Annotated in this window: 19 protein-coding genes and 1 pseudogene; 5 read left to right on the top strand and 15 right to left on the bottom strand. The window is 61.2% G+C overall.

Going from position 1 to position 25,755, the window contains the following annotated elements; translation table 11 throughout:
- Positions 1-4: 4 nt before the first annotated feature.
- From AC3ITA_RS15725 to AC3ITA_RS15680, 10 genes are all read right to left on the bottom strand, one after another.
- The gene (locus tag AC3ITA_RS15725) at positions 5-601 is read right to left on the bottom strand and encodes a glutathione S-transferase (RefSeq protein ID WP_095944806.1); all 597 of its coding nucleotides are present in this window, start codon (positions 599-601) and stop codon (positions 5-7) included.
- Positions 598-4,239 (bottom strand): AAA family ATPase, encoded by a 3,642-nt coding sequence (locus tag AC3ITA_RS15720; protein ID WP_489277766.1) that lies wholly within the window; start codon positions 4,237-4,239, stop codon positions 598-600. Before AC3ITA_RS15720 ends, AC3ITA_RS15725 begins: the two co-directional genes overlap by 4 nt.
- Positions 4,236-5,480 carry an exonuclease SbcCD subunit D C-terminal domain-containing protein gene (locus AC3ITA_RS15715; RefSeq protein WP_150672935.1) on the bottom strand — a complete coding sequence of 415 codons (1,245 nt, stop codon included), beginning with the start codon at positions 5,478-5,480 and terminating at the stop codon, positions 4,236-4,238. The genes AC3ITA_RS15720 and AC3ITA_RS15715 overlap by 4 nt, the downstream gene beginning before the upstream one ends.
- Positions 5,481-5,534: 54 nt before the next feature.
- Complete coding sequence (locus tag AC3ITA_RS15710) at positions 5,535-7,184, bottom strand: BatD family protein (RefSeq protein WP_150672934.1); 1,650 nt, start codon at positions 7,182-7,184, stop codon at positions 5,535-5,537.
- Complete coding sequence (locus AC3ITA_RS15705; protein WP_489277763.1) at positions 7,181-8,917, bottom strand: tetratricopeptide repeat protein; 1,737 nt, start codon at positions 8,915-8,917, stop codon at positions 7,181-7,183. The genes AC3ITA_RS15710 and AC3ITA_RS15705 overlap by 4 nt, the downstream gene beginning before the upstream one ends.
- Positions 8,914-9,996: a vWA domain-containing protein gene (locus AC3ITA_RS15700; protein ID WP_150672932.1), complete on the bottom strand. Its 1,083-nt coding sequence runs from the start codon at positions 9,994-9,996 to the stop codon at positions 8,914-8,916. Before AC3ITA_RS15700 ends, AC3ITA_RS15705 begins: the two co-directional genes overlap by 4 nt.
- Complete coding sequence (locus tag AC3ITA_RS15695; protein ID WP_095944800.1) at positions 9,989-10,483, bottom strand: DUF4381 domain-containing protein; 495 nt, start codon at positions 10,481-10,483, stop codon at positions 9,989-9,991. Before AC3ITA_RS15695 ends, AC3ITA_RS15700 begins: the two co-directional genes overlap by 8 nt.
- Positions 10,480-11,424, bottom strand: coding sequence for a DUF58 domain-containing protein (locus AC3ITA_RS15690; protein WP_095944799.1), 945 nt, complete (start codon positions 11,422-11,424; stop codon positions 10,480-10,482). Before AC3ITA_RS15690 ends, AC3ITA_RS15695 begins: the two co-directional genes overlap by 4 nt.
- Positions 11,425-11,429: 5 nt before the next feature.
- Positions 11,430-12,389: an AAA family ATPase gene (locus AC3ITA_RS15685; RefSeq protein WP_008049510.1), complete on the bottom strand. Its 960-nt coding sequence runs from the start codon at positions 12,387-12,389 to the stop codon at positions 11,430-11,432.
- Positions 12,390-12,658: 269 nt separating this feature from the next.
- Positions 12,659-13,012 (bottom strand): hypothetical protein, encoded by a 354-nt coding sequence (locus tag AC3ITA_RS15680; protein WP_150672931.1) that lies wholly within the window; start codon positions 13,010-13,012, stop codon positions 12,659-12,661.
- A gap of 514 nt (positions 13,013-13,526) precedes the next feature.
- On the opposite strand from AC3ITA_RS15680, the gene AC3ITA_RS15675 reads away from it, so the two are divergent.
- A complete protein-coding gene (locus tag AC3ITA_RS15675) occupies positions 13,527-18,422 on the top strand; it encodes an NAD-glutamate dehydrogenase (protein WP_489277759.1) in 4,896 nt (1,631 codons plus the stop codon).
- An 89-nt stretch (positions 18,423-18,511) separates the two neighbouring features.
- Here the strand turns inward: AC3ITA_RS15675 and AC3ITA_RS15670 are convergent, their stop codons facing one another.
- From AC3ITA_RS15670 to pdxR, 5 genes are all read right to left on the bottom strand, one after another.
- Complete coding sequence (locus AC3ITA_RS15670; protein ID WP_489277757.1) at positions 18,512-19,087, bottom strand: hypothetical protein; 576 nt, start codon at positions 19,085-19,087, stop codon at positions 18,512-18,514.
- A gap of 147 nt (positions 19,088-19,234) precedes the next feature.
- Entirely contained in the window at positions 19,235-19,945 is a 711-nt protein-coding gene (locus tag AC3ITA_RS15665) for an ATPase (protein WP_489277755.1), read from the bottom strand.
- 229 nt (positions 19,946-20,174) lie between these two features.
- Positions 20,175-20,585, bottom strand: coding sequence for a cupin domain-containing protein (locus AC3ITA_RS15660; RefSeq protein WP_095944795.1), 411 nt, complete (start codon positions 20,583-20,585; stop codon positions 20,175-20,177).
- Between the two features lie 160 nt (positions 20,586-20,745).
- On the bottom strand, positions 20,746-21,039 hold the full coding sequence (locus AC3ITA_RS15655; RefSeq protein ID WP_046037161.1) for a putative quinol monooxygenase: 294 nt from the start codon (positions 21,037-21,039) through the stop codon (positions 20,746-20,748).
- Positions 21,040-21,162: 123 nt separating this feature from the next.
- Positions 21,163-22,596, bottom strand: coding sequence for a MocR-like pyridoxine biosynthesis transcription factor PdxR (pdxR, locus tag AC3ITA_RS15650; RefSeq protein ID WP_489277752.1), 1,434 nt, complete (start codon positions 22,594-22,596; stop codon positions 21,163-21,165).
- 205 nt (positions 22,597-22,801) lie between these two features.
- On the opposite strand from pdxR, the gene AC3ITA_RS15645 reads away from it, so the two are divergent.
- From AC3ITA_RS15645 to AC3ITA_RS15630, 4 genes and pseudogenes are all read left to right on the top strand, one after another.
- Entirely contained in the window at positions 22,802-23,242 is a 441-nt protein-coding gene (locus tag AC3ITA_RS15645) for a carboxymuconolactone decarboxylase family protein (protein WP_150672925.1), read from the top strand.
- Positions 23,243-23,315: 73 nt separating this feature from the next.
- On the top strand, positions 23,316-24,296 hold the full coding sequence (locus AC3ITA_RS15640) for a LysR substrate-binding domain-containing protein (RefSeq protein ID WP_489277750.1): 981 nt from the start codon (positions 23,316-23,318) through the stop codon (positions 24,294-24,296).
- 173 nt (positions 24,297-24,469) lie between these two features.
- A complete protein-coding gene (locus AC3ITA_RS15635) occupies positions 24,470-24,991 on the top strand; it encodes a GNAT family N-acetyltransferase (protein ID WP_489277748.1) in 522 nt (173 codons plus the stop codon).
- Between the two features lie 116 nt (positions 24,992-25,107).
- Positions 25,108-25,601, top strand: a pseudogene (locus AC3ITA_RS15630) (hypothetical protein).
- Positions 25,602-25,755 lie beyond the last annotated feature (154 nt).

Here is a 25,755-nt window from a genome sequence, read left to right as displayed (position 1 = left end):
AGGCCTATTTCTTCATGATTGAAGTAAAGAGTTCCGACTCCAGAAACCGCTGCAACCAATCCTGCAACCGTCGATACGGTGTCTGCGCGAACCATTCGCGGTCGACGTGGGCGAACTGGCGCACGAAGGGCATCAACGCTACATCGGCCAGGCTTGGATGATCGGCCAGCAAGTAGTCGCGTCCCTCCAGCAAATCATCCAGCCTTTGCAAAAACACCTCACCCTCGCCGCGATAAACCTCCATCGGCTGCTCGGGATAACGCTCGGCGTACTTGTAGCGATTCAAGTGCACTTTGAACACCTGATCGTTGTGTTCGATCAGGGGGGCGATTTGTGCCGCAGCAGCAGGATCAGCCTTGAGCAACCAGTCCTGCGGATCGTTCTGTGCCAGGGCCCAGCGCATGATGTCGAGGCTTTCGTCGATCACCCTGTCATCGGCGCTCAGCACCGGCACCGTGCCTTTGCCCGACAGCGCGAGCATTTCGGCGGGCTTGGCTTTCAGGCTGACTTCGACGATGTTCACGGCCACGCCCGAATAACGCAGGGCCATGCGTGCGCGCATGGCGTATGGGCAGCGGCGGAAGGAATACAGGGTGTTCATTTCACCTCCAGGGTACTCAGGCCGTTGCCCTGACGTTGGACCTGAATCTGCACCGGAATCCGTTCATGCATTTCCTGTACGTGGGAAATCACCGCGACCTTGCGCCCTTGGGCCTGCAAACCGTCGAGGGCGTCCATGGCCAGTTGCAGGGATTCCGGATCGAGGCTGCCGAAGCCTTCGTCGATGAACAGCGACTCGATTTTCAACGTGCTCGACGCCATCGACGCCAAGCCCAGGGCCAGCGCCAGCGAGACCAGGAAGGTCTCGCCACCGGACAGCGAATGCACCGAACGCAGTTCGTCGCCCATTTCGGTGTCCATCACCAGCAAGCCGAGCATGCTGCCGCCGCGCTTGAGGCGATAGCGGCGCACCAGTTGGCGCAATTGCACGTTGGCGTGATGCACCAGCAGGTCGAGGTTGTAGGCCTGGGCGATCTTGCGGAAGGTGTCGCCGGTGGCGGAGCCGATCAACGCGTTCAGGCGTGCCCAGCGTTGGTACTCGTTGTAGGCATCGGCAATCTGCTGCGCCAGGGCCTGATTGGCGTTTTGCCGGCGCTGATCCTCGGCCTGCTCGGCGCGCAGTTCGGCGCAGTGTTGCTCGCTGGTGGCGGCGAGGTTTTGCAGGTCGACCAGCGCACTGGCCAGTTGTTCGGCATCGAGGTTGCCGTTGTGTTGCGCCTGGTGATCGAGCAAACGCTTGTCGCGCTCCTGCACCAGCACATTGGCCTGTTCGATGGCTTTTTCGCTGTGCTGCAAGCGCTGGCGCAGTTCGCTGACCTGGGCATCGTCGACGCGCAGCAAGTCTTCGAGGCCGCCGTCATCCAGTTCGGGATGGCGAGCCCGCCAGTCGCCGATCTTGCCGGCGAGCTCACGTTCTTCGCCTTGCAGTGCGTGCAAGCGCTCCTGCTGGGCCTTGAGCTCGGCGGCGATTTGCACTGATTGCGTGTGGACGTTTTGCAGGGCCTGGCCGGTCGTGGCTTCGGCGCTGCGCGCCTGTTCCACGGCCTGTTCCAGTTGCTGCTGCCAGTGCTCGGCGCTGCTGTGCTCGCCGAGCAATTGCCCGAGTGTGTGCTGGCTCGCCTGTTGCTGCTCGGCCAGCTCGGTGAACTGCTGTTCGGCGGTCTGCAATTGCTGCACGCGGATTTGCTGGCGGTCCTGTTCCTTCTCCAGGTTTTGCTGGCGCTGTTGCTGCTCGGTCAGTTCTTCCTTTTGTTGCTCGAGTTGCGCCAGGCGCTCGGCGATCTGCCGGTCGAGTTGCATGAAGGTCGCGGCCGGTTCGACGCGCAGCGCTTGCAGGGTTTCGGCTGGGAGCAGGCTGGCGAATGCCTTGAGTTCTTCATCCAGGCGCTGGCGGTCGTTGTCCAGTTCGCGCTGTTGATTGCTCAGGTGCTGGGCCGCTTGCTGGTGTGCGGTTTCGGCATGGCGCAGTTGCTGGGTCAGGCGTGCGGCATCCTGTTGCAGGGTGAGCAGCGCGCTCTGCCGTTGCTCGTCCTGGCTGATGCTCTGGTTGAGCTGGCTGTTTTGCTGGATAAGCCAGGCGTCGCGTTTGGCGGCATCCTGGTTCAGCAGTTGGGTCGCCAGTGGGTGAGCTTCCAGGCTCGGGGCGAGGGCCTGCTGCTGGGTCGCCAGTTGCTCCTGCTGTTGCAGCAGTTCCTTTTGCTGGGCGATCAGCCCGCCGACTTCGGCGCGCAGGTCGGTGAGCTTTTCCTTGAGCAGGTCGACGGCCTTTTGCGCGTTGGCCTGTTCGCTTTCATCAAAACGACCGAGGCTCTGCAGCAGGGCTTCGGGCTGATGATAGGGATGCTCGTTGCTGCCGCAGACCGGGCAAGGCTGATTGTCCTGCAACTGCGCGCGCAGCTCTTCGACACTGGCACTGCGCGCCAGACGCTGACGCTCCAGCAGTTCGCGCGTGACGTTGAGGGTCTGTTCGGCAACGCTCAGCTCAGCCTTGGCCTTGACCCCGTCCTGGGTCAGGCGTTCACGTTCCTGCTGCGCGGTGAGCTGGCGTTGTTGCAGTTCGGCGCCGCGCTTGTCCAGGTCCTGCTGGCTGGCCCACAGGCGCGCCAGGTCTTCGACGGCGCGCAGTTGCTTGCGGTTATCCTGCAACAGGCTGCCCAGGATGCCGATCTGCTCGGCGACGGCATCCGGTTCGGCGCCGGCCTCCTTGAACAGCACCTCCAGTTGTTGCTTCTGCGCGGTCAGCGCTTGTTCGGTGCTCGCGGCGTTGTGTTCGAGGCTGGCCAGTTCGGTCTGGCCCTGATTCAACCGGTTGCCGATCAACATCAACTGTTGCAGGCGATCACGGTAGGCATTCCAGGCATCGCTCAACGGTGCCAGATGAGTGCTTTGCTCCAGGTCGGTGGCGATGCGCTGCAAGTCCGCGGCGCCACGGGCTTGCTGATCGAGCAAGGTCTGAATCGTGCCCTGGCCCTGGGTGCAGGCCTGTTGCGCCTGTTGCCTGGCTTCGGCGCTGAGGGCGGTGTCCTTGACGAGGCGGGCGAGGGTGCTTTGCGCTTCGAAGGCCTGACGCAGCAACGGCGTGCTGTCGGCTTGTCGCTGTTGGGTTTCGCTCAAGGCGATCCGGGCGCTGCTTAGTTGCTGCTCAAGCTGCGTCTGGCGCTCGCCGAGTTCGCCGTGCTGCTGCGTGTGCAGGGCAATTTGCGTTGCCAAGGGTGTCAGCAGCGCATCGACCTCGGCTTTACGGGCGAACTGGTGCCGTTGCGGGGCCAGTTGTTCGAGGCGAGTGAGCCTCAAGCGCTCACTGAAAAGGGCTTCCCAGTGGGTCTGTGCCGATTGCAGCTGTTCAGTCGCAGCCAGATGTTCGTCCTGCAAGCGACGCAGGTCCTTGAGCCAGGTGTCCTGCAGTTCAAGCTGTTTGAGTTGCGCCTGCCGGGCCTTGAGCTGCTGCTGTGCTTCGTTGAAGCGTGCATCCAGTTCCGCACGGGCTTCGGGTGACAGCGGCGTCACACCACTGGCCTGATCCTGCAGCAGCTTGTGCGCCTCGCGGGCTTCCTTGGTCTTGTCGAAGGCGCGACGACCCAGGCGCGTGTAGAGCGCCGTGTCGGTGAGTTTTTCCAGCAGTTCGCTGCGGTCGTTGTCGTCAGCCTTGAGGAACGCGCTGAACTCGCTTTGCGCCAACATCACCGCGCGGGTGAACTGTTCGAAATTCAGGCCTAGCGCGGCTTCGAGCTGAGTCTTGTATTCGCCTTTCTGGCTGGCGAGCAATTGATCCTGATCGATGTCGCGCAAACTCTGGCGGCTGGCCTGTAGCTTGCCGGCGGCCTTTTCCCGGGCACGATTGGCCTCCCAGCGGGCGCGATAACGACGGCCGTCGACACCGACGAAATCCACTTCCGCATAGCCTTCACCCGTGCCGCGACGCAGCAGGGTGCGCGGGTCGCCGGTAGCGATTTCGCCGTCGGCGTCCGGCACCTTGGCGTCGCGGCCGGTGTTGTTCAGGCGCGGTACGGCGCCAAACAGTGCCAGGCACAGGGCATCGAGCAGGGTGCTTTTGCCGGCGCCGGTGGGGCCGGTGATGGCGAACAGTCCGGCACTGGCCAGGGGTTCGGCGGTGAAGTCGATTTCAAATGGCCCGGCCAGCGAGGCTAGGTTTTTCAGGCGGATCGCGAGGATTTTCATGGTTGTTCGCTCTCCATCTGCACGTCCTGCAGCAGCTCGGCAAAGTCCTTGAGGGTCTGCTCGTCCACCTCGCTGCCGTAGTTGTCCTGCCAGGCGCGGCTGAACAGTTCTTGAGGCGTGAGCTGGTCCAGTTCGATCAGCGTGCTGCCTTCGTCGGCACCGTCACGGCCGCCGTTGCCGGCGTACTCGGCGGCGATGCGCACCAGACGCACGGCCTTGCCTTGCAGGGCGGTTTCCACTTGATTGCGCAGGTCGGGCTGCGGTTCGTCGAGGCGCACCCGCACCTCCAGCCAAGGCTGGCGCTGGATCTCGGCCAACAGGTCGATGTTCGGCAGGTCCGCCAGTTGCAGCAGGATCTCGCTCAATGGCGCCGGGCCGATGCGCTGCAGGTTGACCGCGCGGGGGATCAGTTTCGGTTCGACGCTAACCAGGGTTTCGCCGTCGAGCTTGATGTCGAGAATCTGGTGCTGATAGCTGATCTCGGAGAATGACAACGGGATCGGCGAGCCGCTGTAGCGGATGCGTTCTTCGCCATTGACCTTCTGCGGCTTGTGCAAGTGACCGAGGGCGACGTAGCTGATGCTCGGCCCGAACAGGCTGGCGGGCAGGGCTTCGGCATTGCCGATGATCAGGCTGCGCTCGGAGTCTTCCGACACCGAGCCGCCGGCCATGTGTGCGTGGCTGATGGCGATCAGTGCCTGGCCCGGCTGGCGTTTGGCATTGGCCGCTTCGATCAGCCATTCGTGAACCTGACCGATCCCGCGCAGGTAGTTGTCGCCCAAATGCGCGCCGGTGACTTCCGCCGGGCGCAGGAACGGCAGCGCCAGGCACCAGCCGGCGACTTCACCATTGGCGTCGGGTAAGGGCAGTAGCAAGCGCTCGGCATCCAGTTGCCCGTCGTCCAGCCACAGCACACGACCGAGCGCATGAGTGCGTAAGCGCCGCATCAAGGGTGCGGGCAGTTCGATCCGCGAGCCGGAGTCGTGGTTGCCGGCGATCATCACGATGGTCAGCAACGGCTGCTGTTCGTGGGCGCTGACGATGAAGTCGTAGAGGCGTTCCTGGGCTTTGACTGGCGGATTGACCGTGTCGAAGATATCGCCGGCGATCAACAGTACGTCCGGTTGATCCAGTTTCAGCTGGCGCAACAGCCAGTCGAGAAAGCAGCCGTGCTCGAAATCGCGATCCTGGCCGTGCAGGTTCTGCCCGAGGTGCCAGTCGGAGGTGTGAAACAGACGCATGAGCAATTCCATACAGAAGCAGCGCCAGAGTCAGTTACTGACGCTGCTTTTAGATTATTTGGGATAAAGCGGCGGCAACCCACTGTCACCGACCGGGTCCTGCACCCGTTCGGCCATCGGGATCGCCTTGATCGCCCGCCACAACTCGTCACCTTGCCAGTATTGGCCGGTTTCGCTGTACAGCGCGCCGTTCAGGCCGTCGAGGGCGTTGGACAGTGGCACGAAGCGGGCGGCCATGTCGGCCAGGGTTTCCGGTTGTTGGCGGGCCCAGGCGTCGAGGGCCTGGCGGGTGGCGTGGGAATCGTTGGCCTGGCACGCGCGCTTGAGGTCGTCGAGTACGGTGCGCGGGCTCGGGCCGGTTTGAGCGACGCGCGCCACCGCCGGTTGCCAGCGGCCACGCCACCAGAGACCGAAGCCGAGCAGGGTGGTGCAGGCCAGGATCAGGGTGCTGAGCTTCCAGCGCCAGAGTGCTTCGCTGTCGGTGCCGGCATCGACCGGTGAGGCACCGGCTGGGGTGTCGACCATCAGGCTCGGGTTGGCCGTCACGTGCAGTGTGCGAGCCGGCAGGCTGCTGTGTTCCAGATGGTCTTCAAAGGTGTTCCACCAGACCACGTCGACGGTGGGCAATTCGATGGCGCCGGTCCGTGTCGGCACCAGGGCCTCGCGGTCTTCGCGGCTGCCGACCAGGCCGCGTTCGCTGTTCTGGTTGCCGAGCACCGGTTGATCCGGGTAACGACGCAGACCACCGACATCGGTGCCGGGCAGCGGTGGCAGTTGGGTGCTGGACAAGCCTTCGGCTTTTACCGTCAGGCTGCGGGTCAGTGAATCACCGACCTGAGTGTGATCCGGCTCCGGGTTCCAGCTTTCGCTCAGGGTCAGGCTGCGCGCTGGCAGCCAGGGGGCATCGGCCGGATAGGTGATGGGCTTGGCCTTGACCGTCAACAACAGTTCGGCCGAAGTGACGCGCATCAGCTTGCCGGCTTTCGGTCCCTGGGCGGCGTCCTGTACCGGTTGCGGGTCGACCAGCGCGGCGTTGAAGACCTGTGCCGGAATGATCAGTTCGCCACTGTGTTGCGGGTAGATCGCGTAGCGCATTTCGATCACGCCGTGGCGCTGGCCGTCGATGTCTTTTTCGTAGGTGCGCGATTCGCCCAATTGTTCGATGCGCGCGTCAGGTATCTGCAAGGGTGGCAGGCTGCTGTCGTCGTACAGCGATACCGAATGGTAGATGCGCAGGGTCAGAACCGCCTGGGCCTGCACGTAGACGCTGGTTTGATCGAGGCTGGCATCAATGAACACCGCGGCACGCTTGTCCGGGATGTCCGGTGTTTCGCTCTCGACCACTTGCAGGGTGATCGGCTGGCTCTGCAGTTCACCCAGTTGCAGTGACGGAATCACCACGCTGCCGTTTTGCCGGGGCAAAAGGGTGACGATCCAGCGAGTAGTGGCCTGGTTTTCACCGCTCAGGGTGTTCAGCTGGTTGACCTGGCGTGTGCCGCGTACTTCGAACAAAGGCTCAAGCGCTGCCAGGTCAGGTTTGCCGAACTGGGTGACATCGCTGGATTCCAGGGTCAGCTCGACCGTCTCGCCCGAGCTCAGGCGACTGCGATCAACACTGGCGACCAGTTCTGCTGCCTGTGCCTGAACCGTGCAGAACAACAGGCCATGCAGCAGCGCGAGCAATAAAACGGTGAAGCGGGTCATCGAGTTTCTTCCTGATCCTGATGTTGTTGCTGTTCGTACCAGAATTTGCGCCTGAGCAGTTCACCGGGGTCATCCGGGATCTGTCGCAGCCACTGCTCCAGTGCCTGGCGCTGTTCACCTTCGATGCTGTCGGTGGCCGGGCGCAAGGGCGGTGTGGTGTGTTGTTCGTCACCCAGTTCGCTGCCCGGTACCTCGTTGGTCCCCGGTTTCGGCGGTCTGGTGGCGGGTTGCTCCTCACCCGGGCGGGGCGGTTGCCCCTCGGTTTTCGGTTCGCCGCTGCTCGAGGGCTGGGCGGCGGCACCGGGCGGCGGCTCCCGGGATTCGGCTTCGGTCCGGGGTTTGCTGGCGTCTGGCTCAGGAGGGGGTGGCGTGTTTTTCTCCTTGAGCAGACGTTCGACCAGCGCCTTGTTGGTCAGTGCCGGACGCAGATCCGGTTGACGCTCCAGTGCCTGCTCGTAAGCGTCCAGGGCAGCCTCCAGTTCACCGCTTTTGGCCAGGGCATTGCCTCGATTGTAGTGGGCGTGGGCATCGTCGCCTTCGGCAAACCGCTCGGCGGCGCCCGTGTAGTCGCCGGCCTCATAGAGCGCCACGCCTTGCCACTGATGGTTTTCGAAACGTCGCGAGGCCTGGGCGGGGCGCTTTTGCTTGAGTAAATGCAGGCCTTGTTGATCAGGGCGAAGCCAAAGGTCCGCGAGGTCGAAGGCGTAGCTCGGTTGAGGCAGCGCCAATAGCAGTGGCAGGCACAGCAGCCACCCGCGACGTCCCGCGCAGGCCGCGAGCAGCAACAGTGGCAGCAGCAGCCAGTAACCCTGATCGGCCCAGGTGTCCAGACGCAAGGTCTGACCGTCGTTGCGCAAGTGGCGTGGACCGTCGAGCAGGCCAAGGGCTTGCAGGTCGCTATCGTCCAGGCGCGCCTGGCGATAGCGCCCATCCAGGTCACTGGCAAAATTTTTCAAGCCGGGCTCGTCGAGGCGCGGCACGAGGATTGCGCCTTGTTCGTCCTTGAGGAAGCTGCCGTCCTCTTGGGTGATCGGCGAGCCTTCGGCGGTGCCGATGCCGAGCATCAGCAATTGAGTCGATTTGCCGATCAGCGCGCGGCGGATGCCCAGCCGCTCCTGGTCGGTCAGGGACGAACCGATCAGCAGGATCCGGCCGTCGCCCAAAGCAGCCTGATCGAGCAGCGAGAGGGCCTTGAGCACCGCCAGATCGGCGCGATGACCGGCCTCCGGCATCAACGACGGTTTCAGTGCATCCAGCAGATTGCGGCTGGTGGAAAGATCATCTGACAGCGGTACAAGTGTGTGGGCACTGCCGGCGTAGACGACGATGGCGGTTTGCGCGTCGCTGCGAATCTGCAGCAGATCAAGCAGCTTGCGTCGTGCCTGTTCGAGTCGGTTGGGCGTGACGTCGGTGGCGAGCATTTCCGGGGTCAGCTCGAGAATCACCACCAGCGGGTCGGCGGGCTTTTGACTGGTCTGCTCGACACGCTGCCAGCTCGGACCCAACAAGGCGAGCACGGTCAACAGCCACGCCAGACCGAGGGCGATCCAGGGCAATTTACTGTCGCGACCACTGCCACCGCTGAGCAGTGCTGCGTGAAAGGCCGGTGGCAGGATTATCTGCCAGCGCCCGGCGCGCTTCTTGCGATGCCAGAGTTGCCAGAGCAGCCAGCCAAGCACCGGCAGCAACAACAGCCACCAGGGGCGGAACCAGTAAGGCCACAGCGCACTCATCGGCGCCTCCGCAGGCGCAGGCGTTTGAGCCGCTGGCGCCAGTCGGGCAGCAATTGCGTCTGCAAAAACAGATCCTTGGTAAGCAAGCGTTGCAACGGGTTGTCCGGCCAGAGTACGGGGACCAGCAGCAGCATGCTCAACCACAGCGCCAGGGCCAGTGGCCAGTGATACAAGGCTTGGGCCGGGCGGGCCTGGGTCGGTTGCTGGGCCACGGGCTCGAGTTGGTCAAGGGTGTCCTTGATCGATTGCAGTTCGTTGCCGTCGTGGGCGCGGAAATACTGGCCGCCGGTGGCTTCGGCGATGGCTTTGAGGGACGGCTCGTCAAGGTCCAGGCTCGGATTGACACCGAGCAAGCCCACGGAGCCGCTTTGCTCCGGATCGGCACCGATGCCGATCGGGTAGATTTTCACGCCTTCCCTGGCCGCCAGCCGCGCAGCGGTAAGCGGGTCGATTTCACCGCCATTGTTGGCGCCGTCGGTGACCAGAATCAGCACGCGGCTGGTTGCTGGGCGCGAGCGCAGGCGCTTGAGGGCCAGACCGATGGCATCGCCGATGGCGGTGTTTTTGCCGGCAATACCAATGCGCGCTTCGTCGAGCCAGACGCGTACGGTATGGCGGTCGAAAGTCAACGGGGCTTGCAGGTAGGCCTGGCTACCGAACAGGATCAGGCCGACCCGGTCACCTTCGCGGCTTTCGAGGAAATCGCCGAGCAAGTGCTGGACCAGCGCCAGTCGACTCACTTCTTCGTCCTGCCACTGCATGTCAGGGAAGTCCATGGAACCGGAAACGTCCACCGCCACCAGCAAGTCACGGCCGCTGGCGGCAATCGGCAAGGGTTCGCCGAGCCACTGTGGGCGCGCCGCCGCGAGCAACAGCAACAGCCACAGCAGTATGAAGGGTGCCTGCTGGCGCCATGCCGGCAGGTTGGCCCGGGCGCGACGCCCGGCGAGGCCTTCCAGATCGCTGAGGAAGCTGACCTTGAGCGCCGGTTCGCCACTGTCGGCCACCGGCAATACGATGCGCATCAGCCACGGCAGCGGCAACAGGGCGAAGATCCACGGCCAGGCGAACTCAAACATGCTTGCGAATCCATGTGTCGACGGCCTGGGTCAGGCCGGCGATGGCCTTGTCGTCGAGTTTGCATTCGGGTTTGTAGGCGCCTTCGACCAGCACCATCCAGCGGGTCAGCCCGGCTGCCGGACACCGATTGTCGAGGAATGCCAGCCACTTGCGGCCGTTGAGGGTGTGGCTCTGGCTGTAGGGGTAGTGGTTGCGGCACAGGCGCTTGAGTAAACCGTTGAGTTGCTGCAGCCAGGCACCGGCCGGCGCACCGTCGTAGGGTTTGGGCATCAAGGCCAGCTCGGCCAGGGCGGCCAGGCGCACCGGGTCCAGCGGCTGTTCGGCGCGTACCACCGGGCGTTTGCGTGGAATGAAGTGCCGCAGCTTCCACAGGCCAAAACCGATCAGTGGCACCAACAGAAGCAGCAGCCACCAACCCGGTGCCGGAGGCCAGAACTCCACCGGTGGCGGGGATATCAGTGGTTGCAGTTGGTCAAGGCTGCTCATCGACCTTTCCCCGCATTCTGTGGGTTCAGGTATTCGCGCAATTGCTCGACCATCTCGCTCTGGGTGCTCAGGGGCATCATCAGCACCCGCAGTTTTTGCGCGAGCAGCTCCCAGCGAGCGATGCGTGCTTCGGCCTGGGCCCGGTAGGTCTGGCGCAGGTCGAAATTCAGCGTGTCGAGCTCCAGTTGCGCACCGCGCTCGGCGAAACGTAAAAGGCCGGCGGCGGGCAGGGCATGATCCAGCGGATCGGACAGCGGCAGCAGCAACAGGTCGCAATGGCGCGATAACAGGCTCAGCTGTTGCTCGGCACTGTCCGACAGGGCGCGTTCATCGCAAATCACGATCACCAGACTGCCCGGGCGTGACACTTCCCGGGCGCGGCGCAGGGCGATACCGAAGGCGTCGCGGTCCGGTTCGCCTTCGGTGGTCAGCGACTGGTTGACCCGCACCAGCCGGTTGAGCAACTGCAGCAGGCTTTGCTTGCTGCGCCGAGGCTTGATTTCGTAATGCACATTGTCGCCATACACCAGGCCGCCGACCCGGTCGTTGTGCCCCAGGGCCGCCCAACCGATCAGGCTCGCGGCCTGGGCGGCGAGCACCGACTTGAACATCAGGCCCGAACCGAAAAACAGCCGGCGGCTTTGTTCGACCATGATGAAAATCGGCCGCTCACGTTCTTCGTGGAACAGCTTGGTGTGTGGCTCCTGGGTGCGCGCAGTCACGCGCCAGTCAATGGTGCGCACATCGTCGCCGGCCTGATAGACCCGCACCTGATCGAAGTCGACACCACGCCCGCGCAATTTGGAATGGTGAAGGCCGATCAGCGGGCTGCGTTGGCTCGGCGTGGAAAACAGCTGCACTTCGCGCACGCGATGGCGCATCTCGATCAGGTCGGCGAGGCTGACGCGGATGCCCGGCTCGGGCGGCAGGCTGGCGTTCATCGGGGTCAAGCGACGGCTACGACGTCGAGAATCCGCTGGACCACACGGTCCTGATCGATGCCAGCGGCTTCGGCTTCAAAGGAAAGAATGATGCGATGGCGCAGCACGTCGAACAGCACGGCCTGGATATCCTCGGGGCTGACGAAGTCGCGTCCGGCGAGCCAGGCGTGGGCGCGGGCGCAGCGGTCCAGGGCAATCGAACCGCGGGGGCTGGCGCCGTAGGCGATCCACTCGGCCATCTCCGGATCGAACTTGGCCGGGGTGCGAGTGGCCATGACCAGCTGCACCAGGTATTCCTCCACGGCGTCGGCCATATACAGACCGAGGATTTCCTTGCGCGCGACAAAAATCGTCTGTTGAGTCACCCGACGCTCAGGCTTCGCTTCGCCGTTGAGCGCTTCGCCACGGGCCTGTTGCAGGATCTTGCGTTCAACCGTCGCGTCCGGGAAACCGATCTTCACATGCATCAGGAAGCGGTCGAGCTGGGCTTCCGGCAGCGGGTAGGTGCCTTCCTGCTCGATCGGGTTCTGCGTGGCCATCACCAGGAACAGCGGCGACAGCTCATAGGTGCTGCGCCCGACACTGACTTGCCGCTCGCCCATGGCTTCGAGCAAGGCTGACTGGACCTTGGCCGGGGCACGGTTGATTTCATCCGCCAACACGAGGTTGTGGAAGATCGGGCCTTGCTGGAACACGAAGCTGCCGGTTTCCGGGCGGTAGATTTCCGTGCCGGTAATGTCGGCCGGCAACAGGTCGGGGGTGAACTGGATGCGGTGGAACTGAGCTTCGATGCCTTCGGCAAGTTCTTTGATGGCCTTGGTCTTGGCCAGGCCGGGAGCCCCCTCGACCAGCATATGGCCGTCGGCGAGCAGGGCGATGAGCAAGCGCTCGATGAGCTTTTCCTGGCCGAGAATCTGCGTTGAAAGAAAGGTTCGCAGCGCCAGCAGCGCTTCACGATGTTCCATCGATGACTGTTCCTGCAAAAGGGTGGCCGAGGACGTTGGAAATACGCCAGGGCTGGGGGCGTTACTTTAATCCATCGCGGGGGGCGGCGACTAACGGCATTTTGCGCAAAGTGCGGGAAATGGTTGGGGCAATTGCTGGATTTTTGTAGCAGTGGAGCGGCTGGGTGGCTGTACCGGCCCCATCGCGAGCAGGCTCACTCCTGCATTCACGGTGTACGACGATCAACTGTAGGAGTGAGCCTGCTCGCGACGAGGGCAGATCAAACACCTCAAATCTGGCGGATAAAGGTGCCAGTGCCATCAAGAATAGTCTTCAAGGTCAGCTCAACTTCAGCCAAATCCACCATGTCCGGGTCGAAGGTGATTTCCAGCACATCATCCCCATTCAGCACATCGGCATCGGCAGCCGCAATTTCGATCTTCAGCAGGGAAGGGCTGAGGGTGACTTTCACGCCATCAAGGGTCGAAGGCTCGCCGTCGAGGGTGATTTCCAGCTCGTCTTCATCGGGGTAGCGGCTCATCAGGAACATTTCGCCCTGTTCGCTGTGGCAGCACAGCATGGCCATGTTGTCTTCTTCGTCGTCGCAAGGGTTGACGATCAAGAGGGCGGTTTTCATTTTCATGGGAAATTCCTGGCTCGACGGGCGTGGTAAACGCAGCAAAGGGCGATTCTGCCAGCCCGCGCACATTTCTGCTTGGTTGAGTGTCGATGACCGGGTCGTGGGCGGACAGAGTGTTACTGGTCATTTCTGGTACGAATGTCCCGTAAAACCGGACGGAAAACCGTCATTTTCCTGTGCAAATGCTAGTGTTGTTCGATGCGCATGCCTTGAGCTGCGTACCGATGACCGAATATGTCGCAGCACCGCAAGCACGGGCCTTGCCGCACTGGTTAAGCTGCGCAACGGATGAGCACCCGTAAAGACATTGCGCTGCACGCAGTCCAGTCGTTTTTGCAGATGCCCATTCACGGAAGGTGAATGTGACCTGAGTGTCTCGTCCAGCTTCACCCACCTGTCACCCTGTTTCCTCTGCCCGAGAATCAGGAACCGGGTGACGGCTAGCTTTGAAACGTAGCCCCGAAAGGGGTTTCGCGCGACGCTTCCATCAATAACAAGCCCAAGCGGAGTACCACAGATGGCGTTCTTCACCGCAGCCAGCAAAGCCGACTTCCAGCACCAACTGCAAGCGGCACTGGCGCAGCACATCAGTGAACAGGCACTGCCACAAGTGGCGCTGTTCGCTGAACAATTCTTCGGCATCATTTCCCTTGACGAGCTGACTCAGCGTCGGTTGTCCGACCTTGCTGGCTGCACCCTTTCTGCATGGCGCCTGCTTGAGCGCTTCGATCACGCGCAGCCGCAAGTGCGCGTCTACAACCCCGATTACGAACGCCACGGCTGGCAGTCGACCCACACCGCGGTCGAAGTGCTGCACCACGACCTGCCTTTCCTGGTGGACTCGGTGCGTACCGAGCTGAACCGCCGCGGCTACAGCATCCATACCCTGCAAACCACCGTGCTGAGCGTGCGTCGTGGCAGCAAGGGCGAGTTGCTGGAAATCCTGCCTAAAGGCACCCAGGGCGACGACATTCAGCAAGAGTCGCTGATGTACCTGGAAATTGACCGCTGCGCCAACACCGCCGAGCTCAATGTGCTGAGCAAAGAGCTGGAGCAGGTGCTCGGTGAAGTCCGCGTGGCCGTCGGTGATTTCGAGCCGATGAAGGCCAAGGTCCAGGACATCCTGACCATGCTGGACAACAGCCGGTTCGCCGTCGATGGCGATGAGAAGAGCGAAATAAAGAGCTTCCTGGAATGGCTGGTGGGTAACCACTTCACCTTCCTCGGCTACGAAGAGTTTGTGGTCAGCGATGAAGCCGATGGCGGCCACATCGTCTATGACAAGGACTCCTTCCTTGGCCTGACCAAGCTGCTGCGTACCGGTCTGACCTACGATGACCTGCGTATCGAAGACTACGCCGTGAACTACCTGCGCGAACCGACCCTGCTGTCGTTCGCCAAGGCTTCGCACCCAAGCCGTGTCCACCGTCCGGCTTACCCGGATTTCGTGTCGATCCGCGAAATCGACGCCGACGGCAAGGTCATCAAGGAATGCCGTTTCATGGGCCTGTACACCTCGTCGGTGTATGGCGAGAGCGTGCGGGTCATCCCGTACATCCGCCGCAAGGTCGAGGAAATCGAACGCCGCTCCGGCTTCCAGGCCAAGGCTCACCTGGGCAAGGAACTGGCACAGGTGCTCGAAGTACTGCCGCGCGACGATCTGTTCCAGACCCCGGTGGACGAGCTGTTCAGCACCGTGATGTCGATCGTGCAGATCCAGGAACGCAACAAGATTCGCGTGTTCCTGCGCAAAGATCCGTACGGTCGTTTCTGCTACTGCCTGGCCTACGTGCCGCGCGACATCTATTCCACCGAAGTGCGCCAGAAGATCCAGCAAGTGCTGATGGATCGCCTGAAAGCGACCGATTGCGAGTTCTGGACCTTCTTCTCGGAGTCCGTGCTGGCCCGCGTGCAACTGATCCTGCGCGTCGACCCGAAAAACCGCCTCGACATCGACCCGCTGCTGCTGGAAAAAGAAGTGGTGCAGGCCTGCCGCAGCTGGCAGGACGACTACGCCGCCCTGACTGTTGAAAGCTTCGGTGAAGCCCATGGCACCAACGTGCTGGCCGACTTCCCGAAAGGCTTCCCGGCCGGTTACCGCGAGCGTTTCGCAGCGCATTCGGCTGTGGTCGATATGCAGCATCTGCTGAGCCTGAACGAAAAAAATCCGCTGGTGATGAGCTTCTACCAGCCGCTGGGCCAGGTGTCCGGCCAGCGCATGCTGCACTGCAAGCTGTACCACGCCGATACCCCGCTGGCGCTGTCCGACGTGCTGCCGATCCTGGAAAACCTCGGCCTGCGCGTGCTGGGTGAGTTCCCGTATCGCCTGCGCCACAACAGTGGCCGCGAGTTCTGGATTCACGACTTCGCGTTCACTGCCGCCGAAGGCCTGGAACTCGACATCCAGCAACTCAACGACACGCTGCAGGACGCCTTTGTCCACATCGTGCGTGGCGAAGCCGAGAACGACGCGTTCAACCGTCTGGTGCTGACCGCCGGCCTGCCATGGCGCGACGTTGCGCTGCTGCGTGCCTACGCCCGCTACATGAAGCAGATTCGTCTGGGCTTCGACCTGGGCTACATCGCCAGCACCCTGAACAACCACACCGACATCGCTCGCGAGCTGACCCGGTTGTTCAAGACCCGTTTCTACCTGGCGCGCAAGCTGACCGGCGACGATCTGGACGACAAGCAGCAACGCCTGGAACACGCGATCCTCAGCGCCCTGGACGACGTCCAGGTACTGAACGAAGACCGCATCCTGCGTCGCTACCTGGACCTGATCAAGGCCACCCTGCGCACCAACTTCTACCAGACCGACGCCAACGGCCATAACAAGTCGTACTTCAGCTTCAAGTTCAACCCGCACTTGATTCCTGAACTGCCGAAGCCGGTTCCGAAGTTCGAAATCTTCGTTTACTCGCCGCGCGTCGAAGGCGTGCACCTGCGCTTCGGCAACGTGGCCCGTGGCGGCCTGCGCTGGTCCGACCGTGAAGAAGACTTCCGTACCGAAGTCCTGGGCCTGGTAAAAGCCCAGCAAGTGAAGAACTCGGTGATCGTGCCGGTGGGTGCGAAGGGTGGCTTCCTGCCGCGTCGCCTGCCACTGGGCGGCAGCCGTGACGAGATCGCGGCCGAGGGCATCGCCTGCTACCGCATCTTCATTTCGGGCTTGTTGGACATCACCGACAACCTGAAAGACGGCGTCCTGGTGCCGCCGGCCAACGTCGTGCGTCATGACCACGATGACCCGTACCTGGTGGTGGCGGCGGACAAGGGCACTGCGACCTTCTCCGACATCGCCAACGGCATCGCCATCGACTACGGCTTCTGGCTGGGTGACGCGTTTGCGTCCGGTGGTTCGGCCGGTTACGACCACAAGAAAATGGGCATCACCGCCAAGGGCGCGTGGGTTGGCGTACAGCGCCACTTCCGCGAGCGCGGCATCAATGTCCAGGAAGACAGCATCACCGTGGTGGGCGTCGGCGACATGGCCGGCGACGTGTTCGGTAACGGCTTGCTGATGTCCGACAAGCTGCAACTGGTCGCAGCGTTCAACCACCTGCACATCTTCATCGACCCGAACCCTGAACCAGCCAGCAGCTTCGCCGAGCGTCAGCGCCTGTTCGACCTGCCACGTTCGGCCTGGTCGGACTACGACACCAGCCTGATGTCCGAAGGTGGCGGCATTTTCTCCCGTAGCGCGAAGAGCATTGCGATTTCCCCGCAAATGCAGGAACGCTTCGACATCAAGGCCGACAAGCTGACACCGACCGAACTGCTCAATGCCTTGCTCAAGGCTCCAGTGGATCTGCTGTGGAACGGCGGTATCGGTACTTACGTCAAGGCCAGCACTGAAAGCCACGCCGATGTCGGCGACAAGGCCAACGATGCGCTGCGCGTGAACGGCAACGAACTGCGCTGCAAAGTCGTGGGCGAGGGCGGTAACCTGGGCATGACCCAACTGGGTCGCGTCGAGTTCGGCCTCAATGGCGGCGGTTCCAACACCGACTTCATCGACAACGCCGGTGGCGTGGATTGCTCCGACCACGAAGTGAACATCAAGATCCTGCTGAACGAAGTGGTTCAGGCCGGCGACATGACCGACAAGCAACGTAATGAGTTGCTGGCGAGCATGACCGACGAAGTCGGTGGTCTGGTGCTGGGCAACAACTACAAGCAGACTCAGGCCCTGTCTCTGGCAGCCCGCCGTGCATTGCCGCGGATTGCCGAATACAAGCGCCTGATGAACGATCTGGAAGGCCGCGGCAAGCTGGATCGCGCCATCGAGTTCCTCCCGGCTGAAGAAGCCATCAACGAGCGCATTGCCGAAGGCCATGGCCTGACCCGTGCCGAGCTGTCGGTGCTGATCTCCTACAGCAAGATCGACCTCAAGGAGCAGTTGCTGGGCTCCCTGGTGCCGGACGACGACTACCTGACCCGCGACATGGAAACCGCTTTCCCGCCAACCCTGGTGAGCAAGTTCTCCGCGGCGATGCGTCGTCACCGCCTGAAGCGCGAAATCGTCAGCACCCAGATCGCCAACGATCTGGTCAACCACATGGGCATCACCTTCGTTCAACGACTCAAAGAGTCGACCGGCATGAGCCCGGCGAACGTGGCCGGCGCTTATGTGATCGTGCGTGACATTTTCCATCTCCCGCACTGGTTCCGTCAGATCGAGAACCTGGACTACCAGGTCTCCGCCGACGTGCAACTGGAGCTGATGGACGAGCTGATGCGTCTGGGGCGTCGCGCGACGCGCTGGTTCCTGCGTGCCCGTCGCAATGAGCAGAATGCTGCCCGCGATGTCGCCCACTTCGGTCCGCACCTGAAGGAGTTGGGTCTGAAGCTTGACGAGTTGCTCAGTGGCGAGATCCGTGAAACCTGGCAGAGCCGTTATCAGGCTTACGTCGAAGCCGGTGTTCCGGAGCTTCTGGCGCGTATGGTGGCTGGTACCTCGCACCTGTATACCCTGCTGCCGATCATCGAGGCTTCCGACGTGACTGGCCAGGACCCGGCTGAGGTGGCCAAGGCTTACTTCGCCGTGGGCAGCGCGCTGGACATCACCTGGTACATCCAACAGATCAGCGCTCTGCCGGTTGAAAACAACTGGCAGGCCCTGGCCCGTGAAGCGTTCCGCGATGACGTCGACTGGCAGCAACGCGCGATCACCATCTCGGTCCTGCAACAGGGCGACGGCACCCAGGACGTGGAAACACGGCTCTCCCTGTGGATGGCGCAGCACGAAAGCATGATCGAACGCTGGCGCGTCATGCTGGTGGAAATCCGTGCCGCCAGCGGCACCGACTACGCCATGTACGCGGTGGCCAACCGCGAACTGCTGGACCTGGCGTTGAGCGGTCAGGCGGTAGTGCCTGCCGCAGTCGCCGCCGAGCTGGAACCGGCTGCCTGATCAGGCGTTGAATGAAAAAGCCCCGCATTGAGAGATGCGGGGCTTTTTTATTTAAGGGCGGACGATAAGTTGGGCCATGGCTCGACCACTCAAGTGTAGGGCGTTGAACGTTGTGGTGTTGAGGCATGCCTTTCCAGAATATCCAGCTTGAAGGTGGCGATGTCTCCGGACTTATCGGTAAAGCAACGGCTGTACGCCGGATCGCGCCAGATTTCTTTTCTGATAATTCCGGCGTTACGTGCTTTCAAATGAATGGTCGCTGTAGCGGCATTCAAATCATCCAGCGTGATGATCTGATGATTGCTATCCAGTAAATTGAAGGAGGTAGTATCACCGCCGGCGGCCGGGAAGGCGCCCAGGACGCCTTGTCCGTCCTTGCTGAAATATTTTTGATAGTAGGCTTCGCTCAGAATCTGCATGTTGTAGTAGTCGTCATAGCACTGGAAGTGTATGACCATGGTCGTTGTTTTTCTTCGGAATACGGGGCGCATCTCTTGGGTTACAGGGTCATAGGCTTCGAATGTGGTCACTATGTTTGGTGGTATGGGAGATGTTCTTCCGTTATATACAAAGTGACCAGAGCTTAATATCTGGTCAAAAAATGTCATGTTGATTCCATCGTAAGTGAGGCGGGCGATGAAGGATCTTTCCTGGTCTTTGGTCATGAAGACGTCCTTTGTCTACATATGGTTATTGTTGGCGCTGTTGCGCCAAACGGAAGATATCGCTATTCAAAAAATATGACTTTGATTAATTGTGAGCAAACCCTTCTGCCTCCCGGTCCGGGTTTGCTCGCAATGATTGCCGCACTTTCAATACGATTTTTGCTCTGTCGCCTTGTCGATCATCGAGACGTTACTTGTCGGCGTGGTCAATAAATTACTGAGCGACTGGTCAAATTTTTGCAGCGCCCTGACTTGCACATTCTGTTGTTCATTGATATCGGAAACTATCTCTTCACTGCGCTTGAAGTCGGCCCACACAGGACTAAGTGCCTTGGCATCATGCCCTTGTGCAGTACCGATGTAGTTGAAGTTCTTGTCATAAAAGTCTGCACTGACATCCGCCTGGATGTCCGAACTGCGCGAAGTCATCAGTTGACTGCGGGTGTCGACCACTGCCATCACATCCGGTTTCGCTGCCCTGAGGCTCTGCATGTCCGGGTATACGATAACCGAGCCGAACTGCCGCTGCATGGAAGCCTTGACCCAGTCAACGGCCATGTCTGGCCTGGAGGTGGCTACGTAGGCGTCATGAATAGGCTGCACCAGCAGGCTCTGGCCGAAACCGGTGCCGGCGTTGGCCTGGTAGTCATGAAGATAGGCGCGGTTGGTTTGAGTGTTCTGGCTGTAGACAATGCCCAGCGAGACATGACTGCCGTTGGTAACACGGGCGGCACCGCTACGGCCCACCGGTTCGGTGAAGATGCCGTTCAGCGAAGAGACTGCCGTCGGTGCAGTAGGGACTGAGCAACCGGTTAATACAATAGCCATGGTCAACGTACTAGCAAGCGAAAGTTTCATGGTGTTTCTCCAGTGAAACAACTTTAGTCGAAAGTTAAAGTTGCCGGTGCTGTGCCGGCGGTGACTCAAGACTAAACCCTGGATGATTTATTTAAATAACCAATGTCCGCACTTATCCGGCGGTCAATAGTTTTGTTTGGTTTAAAAGTCTCCGGCTAATTGCGTCGGGAAATAAAAAGGCCCGAATTCACGATTCGAGCCTTTTTATTTATAGCTGTACGTTCAGCCATCAGTGTTCCAATGGGATCAACACTTTCTCGTCCGGGGCCAAAACCATGAATACCAGCAACTTGGCAGGCTTGGTCGCGCTGGCGTTTTTCGACACAAGGTGTTCCGACCCCGCCGGCTCATACCAGAACTCACCGGCCTTGTAGGTTTTCGCCGGCTGGCCCTTCACCTGGGAGGTGATTTGTCCGGAAATGACATAGGCCATGGTGGTGCCATCGTGTTTGTGGGCGATGGACGATTGACCGGGCTGGTAATCGACTTCGATCATCAGCGCTTTTTTACCAGGGACGTTCTTCAGCATTTCGTCCTGCAGGACGGTAACTTTTTCCGAAGGGGCATGGGCAAAGGCCGATGCGGATGCAATAAGGGCCAGGGCGACGAGAGGGGCAGCACAAAAGCGCAACACGTTCATGGTTCTTTACCTGCGGTGGTTGGTTGTTGCAATCCACAGTAGTGCGCAAGCTGTAGAGGTTAAACAGCCAATATTCTGGAAGGCGAGGGGGCCAATTGCAGGAAGGCAAACGGAGAAAAAATGATGGCGAGGGAGCAAGTTCCCTCACCACGGGAAATGGTTAAACGATCGGAAAACTGTTGAAGTCCACGGCATTGGCCAACTGGCTATCTATCAGGCTGATGAAGCCCTGGACTTCAGGACAGTTGAAATGCGATCGCATGGCCGCTTCCGATTGCCAGTGGGCGCTGACGGTCCAGCGATTGGTGTCCTCGGGGCAGCGGTCGACCATATAGGATTCGCAGCCCGGTAGTTCACGCAGGGTTTCGACAATCTTTTGCAGTTGCTTACCCAGTTCATCCGAGCGGCCGGCGGCGGCCTGTACCTGTACGGTATTGATCACTTCATGGGACATTGCTCACACTCCTGAATCAGGCCGGACGAATCCTGCTCATTGAGGGATAACGCCTATGCAGGATAGGCCCGCCCCCTGGGACCGCCAATAGCCAATCGCCGGATAAAGCCGCAGGCCAATCCGTCAGGCCACCTGCTGCAGGATGTCGCGCAAACGGTCCAGGGCGATGTCGATGTCGAGGGTTTCGATGGCGCCAAAACCCAAGAAAAGCCCGGCCCTGGGCGTTTCCTGATAGAAAAAACTGTCGATGGCATAGAGCCCGACTTCGACTTTTTTCGCCAGTTCGATCACCAATGGAATATCTATCGGCACTTTGCACATCACCACCATGTGGAAGCCGGCGGTAGACGGCACCGCCTCAAGCCAGGACGAGAGGTCGCCGGCCATGCGCGTCAGGATCCGCTCGCGGCGCCCGGCATAGATCGTATGGCAGCGCCGGATGTGCTTGAGCAGGCAGCCTTCGGCGATGAATTTGGCCAGTGCCCATTGCGGCAGGGTCGAGGTGTGCAGGTCGGTGAGCTGTTTGGCGCGCACCACGGCCTCGAGGATCGCCGGCGGCAGGATCGCATAGCCGAGCCGCAGTTCCGGCAACAGGGTTTTGGAGAACGTCCCGACGTACGCGACGATCCCCCGTTCATCCATGCTCTGCAGGGAATCGGTGGGGCGGCCTTCATAGCGGAATTCGCTGTCGTAGTCGTCCTCGATGATGATCGCGCCCAACTCATAGGCCTTGGCCAGCAGTGCTTCCCGGCGCGCCTGGCTCATCGGCATGCCCAGCGGGAACTGGTGCGACGGGGTGACGTAGATCAGGCGCGTGCCGCGAGGAATCCGGTCCACCACAATGCCTTCGGCGTCCACCGGCACGCCTATCACCGTGGCGCCATGGGTGCCGAACAGCAGACGCGCTGGCGGGTAGCCGGGGTCCTCCATGGCGACCAGGCTGCCCGGACTGATCAGCACCCGGGCGATCAGGTCCAGCGCCTGCTGCGCGCCGTTGCACACCACCACATCCTCATCCTGACAATTGACCCCGCGGGAGAACGCGATGTGCTGCGCAATGGCGTTGCGCAAGGCGGGCAAGCCCTCGGGCAGGCTGTAGAGGCCCTTGGAACCGGCCATCTGGCGCAGCGCATGAGAGGTGCAGCGCCGCCAGTCATCCTGGGGGAACTGGCCCTTGCTGGTGGCGCCACCAATGAAGTCGTAGCGCAGCGAGCCTTCCAGGGTCGGATGACGCAGAAACACCGGCAGGTTGCGCCAGGACTCGATCACCTCGAAGCCGCCAAGCTCGGTGTGGCTCTGTTTGCGCTGCACCTTCGACGCGCGCGCGTTGACGTAAGTGCCTTTGCCGACCACCCCGGTGAGGAAGTTTTCGTAGGTCAGCTGGGCGTAGGTATCGGAAATGGTCTTGCGCGAAATACCCAGTTGTTCGGCCAGCAAACGGCTGGGCGGCAGTTGCGTCCCGGCGGTCAGACGACCGGACTCGATGGCGCTGCGCAGTTGGTTGTACAGCTGGCCGGCCAGATCCTTGCGGCCGTTGATGACAACATGTAGTTCCATACCGGCGAGGCTCCGGGGCTGTTGAGGCGCGTGTGCGTCGCGCAAGATTACCCTTATCCGCTTGCAGTACAGAAGTTGTGCAGTGGAAAAACCGTCAATTGGTCTGGTGGCGCTGGTCACCGGGGAAATCGCCTGATTGGATCTGTCATGCCTGCGCGCCAGCGACTACCGTGAAAATCACCTCACGGCTGCACGAGATCGCTCCATGAACCCCCGTCTGGATTACTACAGCGCGTCCCCCAAGGCGATGAAAGCCATGATCGCCATGGAGGCCCTGACCAGCAGCCTGAGCATCGAGCAGGGCCTGCTGCACCTGATCAAGATTCGTGCTTCGCAGCTCAATGGCTGTGCCTTTTGCACCGACATGCACTCGGTGGATGCACGACGCCTGGGCGAAAGCGACCGGCGCCTGTATTCCATTGTGGTCTGGCGCGACAGTAACTTTTTCAACCCCCGGGAAAGAGCCGCGCTGGCCTGGACCGAGGCGGTCACCTTGCTCTCCGAAAGCCATGTGCCCGACGATGTCTACGTCCAGACCCGGGACCAGTTCAGTGAAAGCGAACTGGTCGACCTGACCATCGCCGTCACCACCATCAACAGCTGGAATCGCCTGGCCGTAAGCTTCCGGCAGGCACCCAGCGCCTGAGTCTTTGTCACAGCAGCTTCATGAAGGATCCGCAGGATGGACCTGTCAGTGTCCGATCGACAGGGAGTCCTCGATGTCAGTCATGGAAATCTGCACCCAACAGGGTGCTGCCGAGTATCGTGTAGCCATCGATAAAAACGCGTCCTGGCGCCAGTTGGCAGCGGGTATCGACCCCGAACTGGCGCTGTGTTTCACCGTCAGCGCCCGTTGCGGTTGCTTCATGCAGGCCGCCCGTAGTCTCAACATCAAGGCCACCCGTCTGCGCAGGCAACTGGTGCTGCTGGAAACGCAGTTGCAGTGTTCGCTGTTCAACCATTCTGACAATGGATTCAGCCTCAGCCGCGATGGCTTGCGCTTGCACGCACAACTGATCGCCCTGGCCCATGAACGCAATTTGCCGGTGATCGAGCAACCGTTGATTCGCCTGGCCGTGGCGGATTCGATCCTGCATGACATTCTCGGACGCGACCTGGTTGCACTGCTGCGGCGCAACGCCAGCGTTCGGCTGGACATCATCACGCTCGACAGCGAAATGTCATTGCAGGCGATCAGCGCCGACGTCGTGGTGTGGCTGGGCGAGACCGGATCGCCGTTACCGGGACCAAGCTTTGCCACCACCGAACCCCGGCGCCTGGCGCCACTCGATTACCTTCCGCACATTGCCAAGCGCTACTCGCGGGTTGCCTCCAGGCCGGAATACCTGGATGACCTGGCCGATTTTCTCCTGGTGCAATGGCGGCCGGACGGCCATGTCGAAAGTTTCCGGCCATGGAATGCACTGGTGGACCAGCGCCTGGCGGGGGCGGTGCAACTGCAATCCTACGGGCTGATGCTGGAGATGATCCGATGCAGCGCCTGCATCGGCCTGCTGCCGCACTACATGAGCCACTTCGACCGCGGGCTGATTGCCTTGCCGGGCTTGTTTGACCAACCCATGCGGCGTCAGGTGTGGATGGCGGTCAACGCCGATTCCGGGGACGACGCGCAGGTACGGATGATCGTCGAATTGATCGAAAACACCTTCAGCGAGCGCCGGGAGTGGTTCGAAAGCTGAGTGCAATCTGACTGTGGGAGCGAGCCTGCTCGCGAATGCGGTTGTCCAGACACCTTCAATGTTGAATGTGATGACGCCTTCGCGAGCAGGCTCGCTCCCACATTGGTTCTCGCCACGGCCGAAGGTAGCGTTATAGAGTGAACGGCCATGTCTGCTTCAAGGATGATTCACCCATGCCAGCCACCGAACCCATTATCACTCTCGAACGCTTCAACGAGTCCCATATCGAAGGCATTGCCGCGTTGTACAATGATCCGGCAATCGCCCGCCAAACCCTGCAAATGCCGTTTCAACCCACTGAACTCTGGCGCAGTCGCCTGGCAGTGGATAACGAACGCCTGGTGAAAGTGGTGGCCCTGCATCAAGGGACGGTCGTCGGCAACATTGGCCTGGAGCAGTTCTCACGCATTCGTCGCAGCCATGCCGGCAGTTTCGGCATGGGCGTTGCGGTGGCGTGGCAGGGCAAAGGCGTAGGGTCGAAGTTGCTCGCAACGGCATTGGATATTGCCGATAACTGGATGAATCTGCAGCGCATCGAGCTGTCGGTATATGCCGACAACGAAGCGGCCATTGCCCTGTACCGCAAGTTCGGCTTCGAAACCGAGGGCCTGTTCCGTGATTACGCCGTGCGCGACGGCGTACTGGTGGACACCTTGAGCATGGCGCGCCTGCGTCGTACGCCCAGGGCCGGTTGAGTCAGTCGCCCAGAGCGCCCCCCCTGGCATACCTCCTGGCTGTTAGTCGCACACCGGCTTCACGCATCTGCCATGCTCAATGTCCGTAGCACCGCTGCAATCAAAGGAACACTGCAATGGACGATGTACAGCAACTGGGTGAAATGCTGCGCCACTACGCAGAAAGCGAAGCGCACAAGAAGCAACTGTTCGAGTCCCAGTCGGCGGATTGGGCAGCGCGTATTGGCGAGCTGTTCGATCAGATCGGGCAATGGCTGGAGCCGGTGCAGGCGCCGCACCTGCTGGAGGTGAGCCGGGAAGCTTATGTTGCCTCGGTCCCAGCGTCCCTGTCGAGACATCGACATTCAAGACCGAGAAGCTATCCATTGTGATTGCTGGCAAACCGGTGGAATTCGTCCCGGAGGTGATGGGGGCGGGCGGGCAGATTTCATTGGCGGTGATGGGCTTGACCGCTGCGCGTTTCGGCAGTGTTTCGCTGGTTTGCCAGCCACCGTCCAATAGCTGGCAATGGCGCAAGACCAACGGTTTGAAAGACCCGGATGTGTTCCCATTCGATGCGAACTTTCTGGCGCAGCAGTTGCAGGGTTTGATTCCCCGGGATCGCAGTTGAGCCTCTGATCAACGACACATGACTCTGTGGGACCAGGTTTGCTTGCGATGGCGGAGAGTCAGGCGGCATTGATGTTGAATGTACCGGCCTTATCGCGAGCAAGCTCGCTCCCACAGGGGATCTCGGGTGTATCCGGATCCAGTGTGGGAGCGAG

Source organism: Pseudomonas sp. GL_090, from assembly GCF_057837765.1.
The sequence above is the reverse complement of the archived record's forward strand: the minus strand, read 5'-3'. Positions and strand labels throughout refer to the sequence as shown.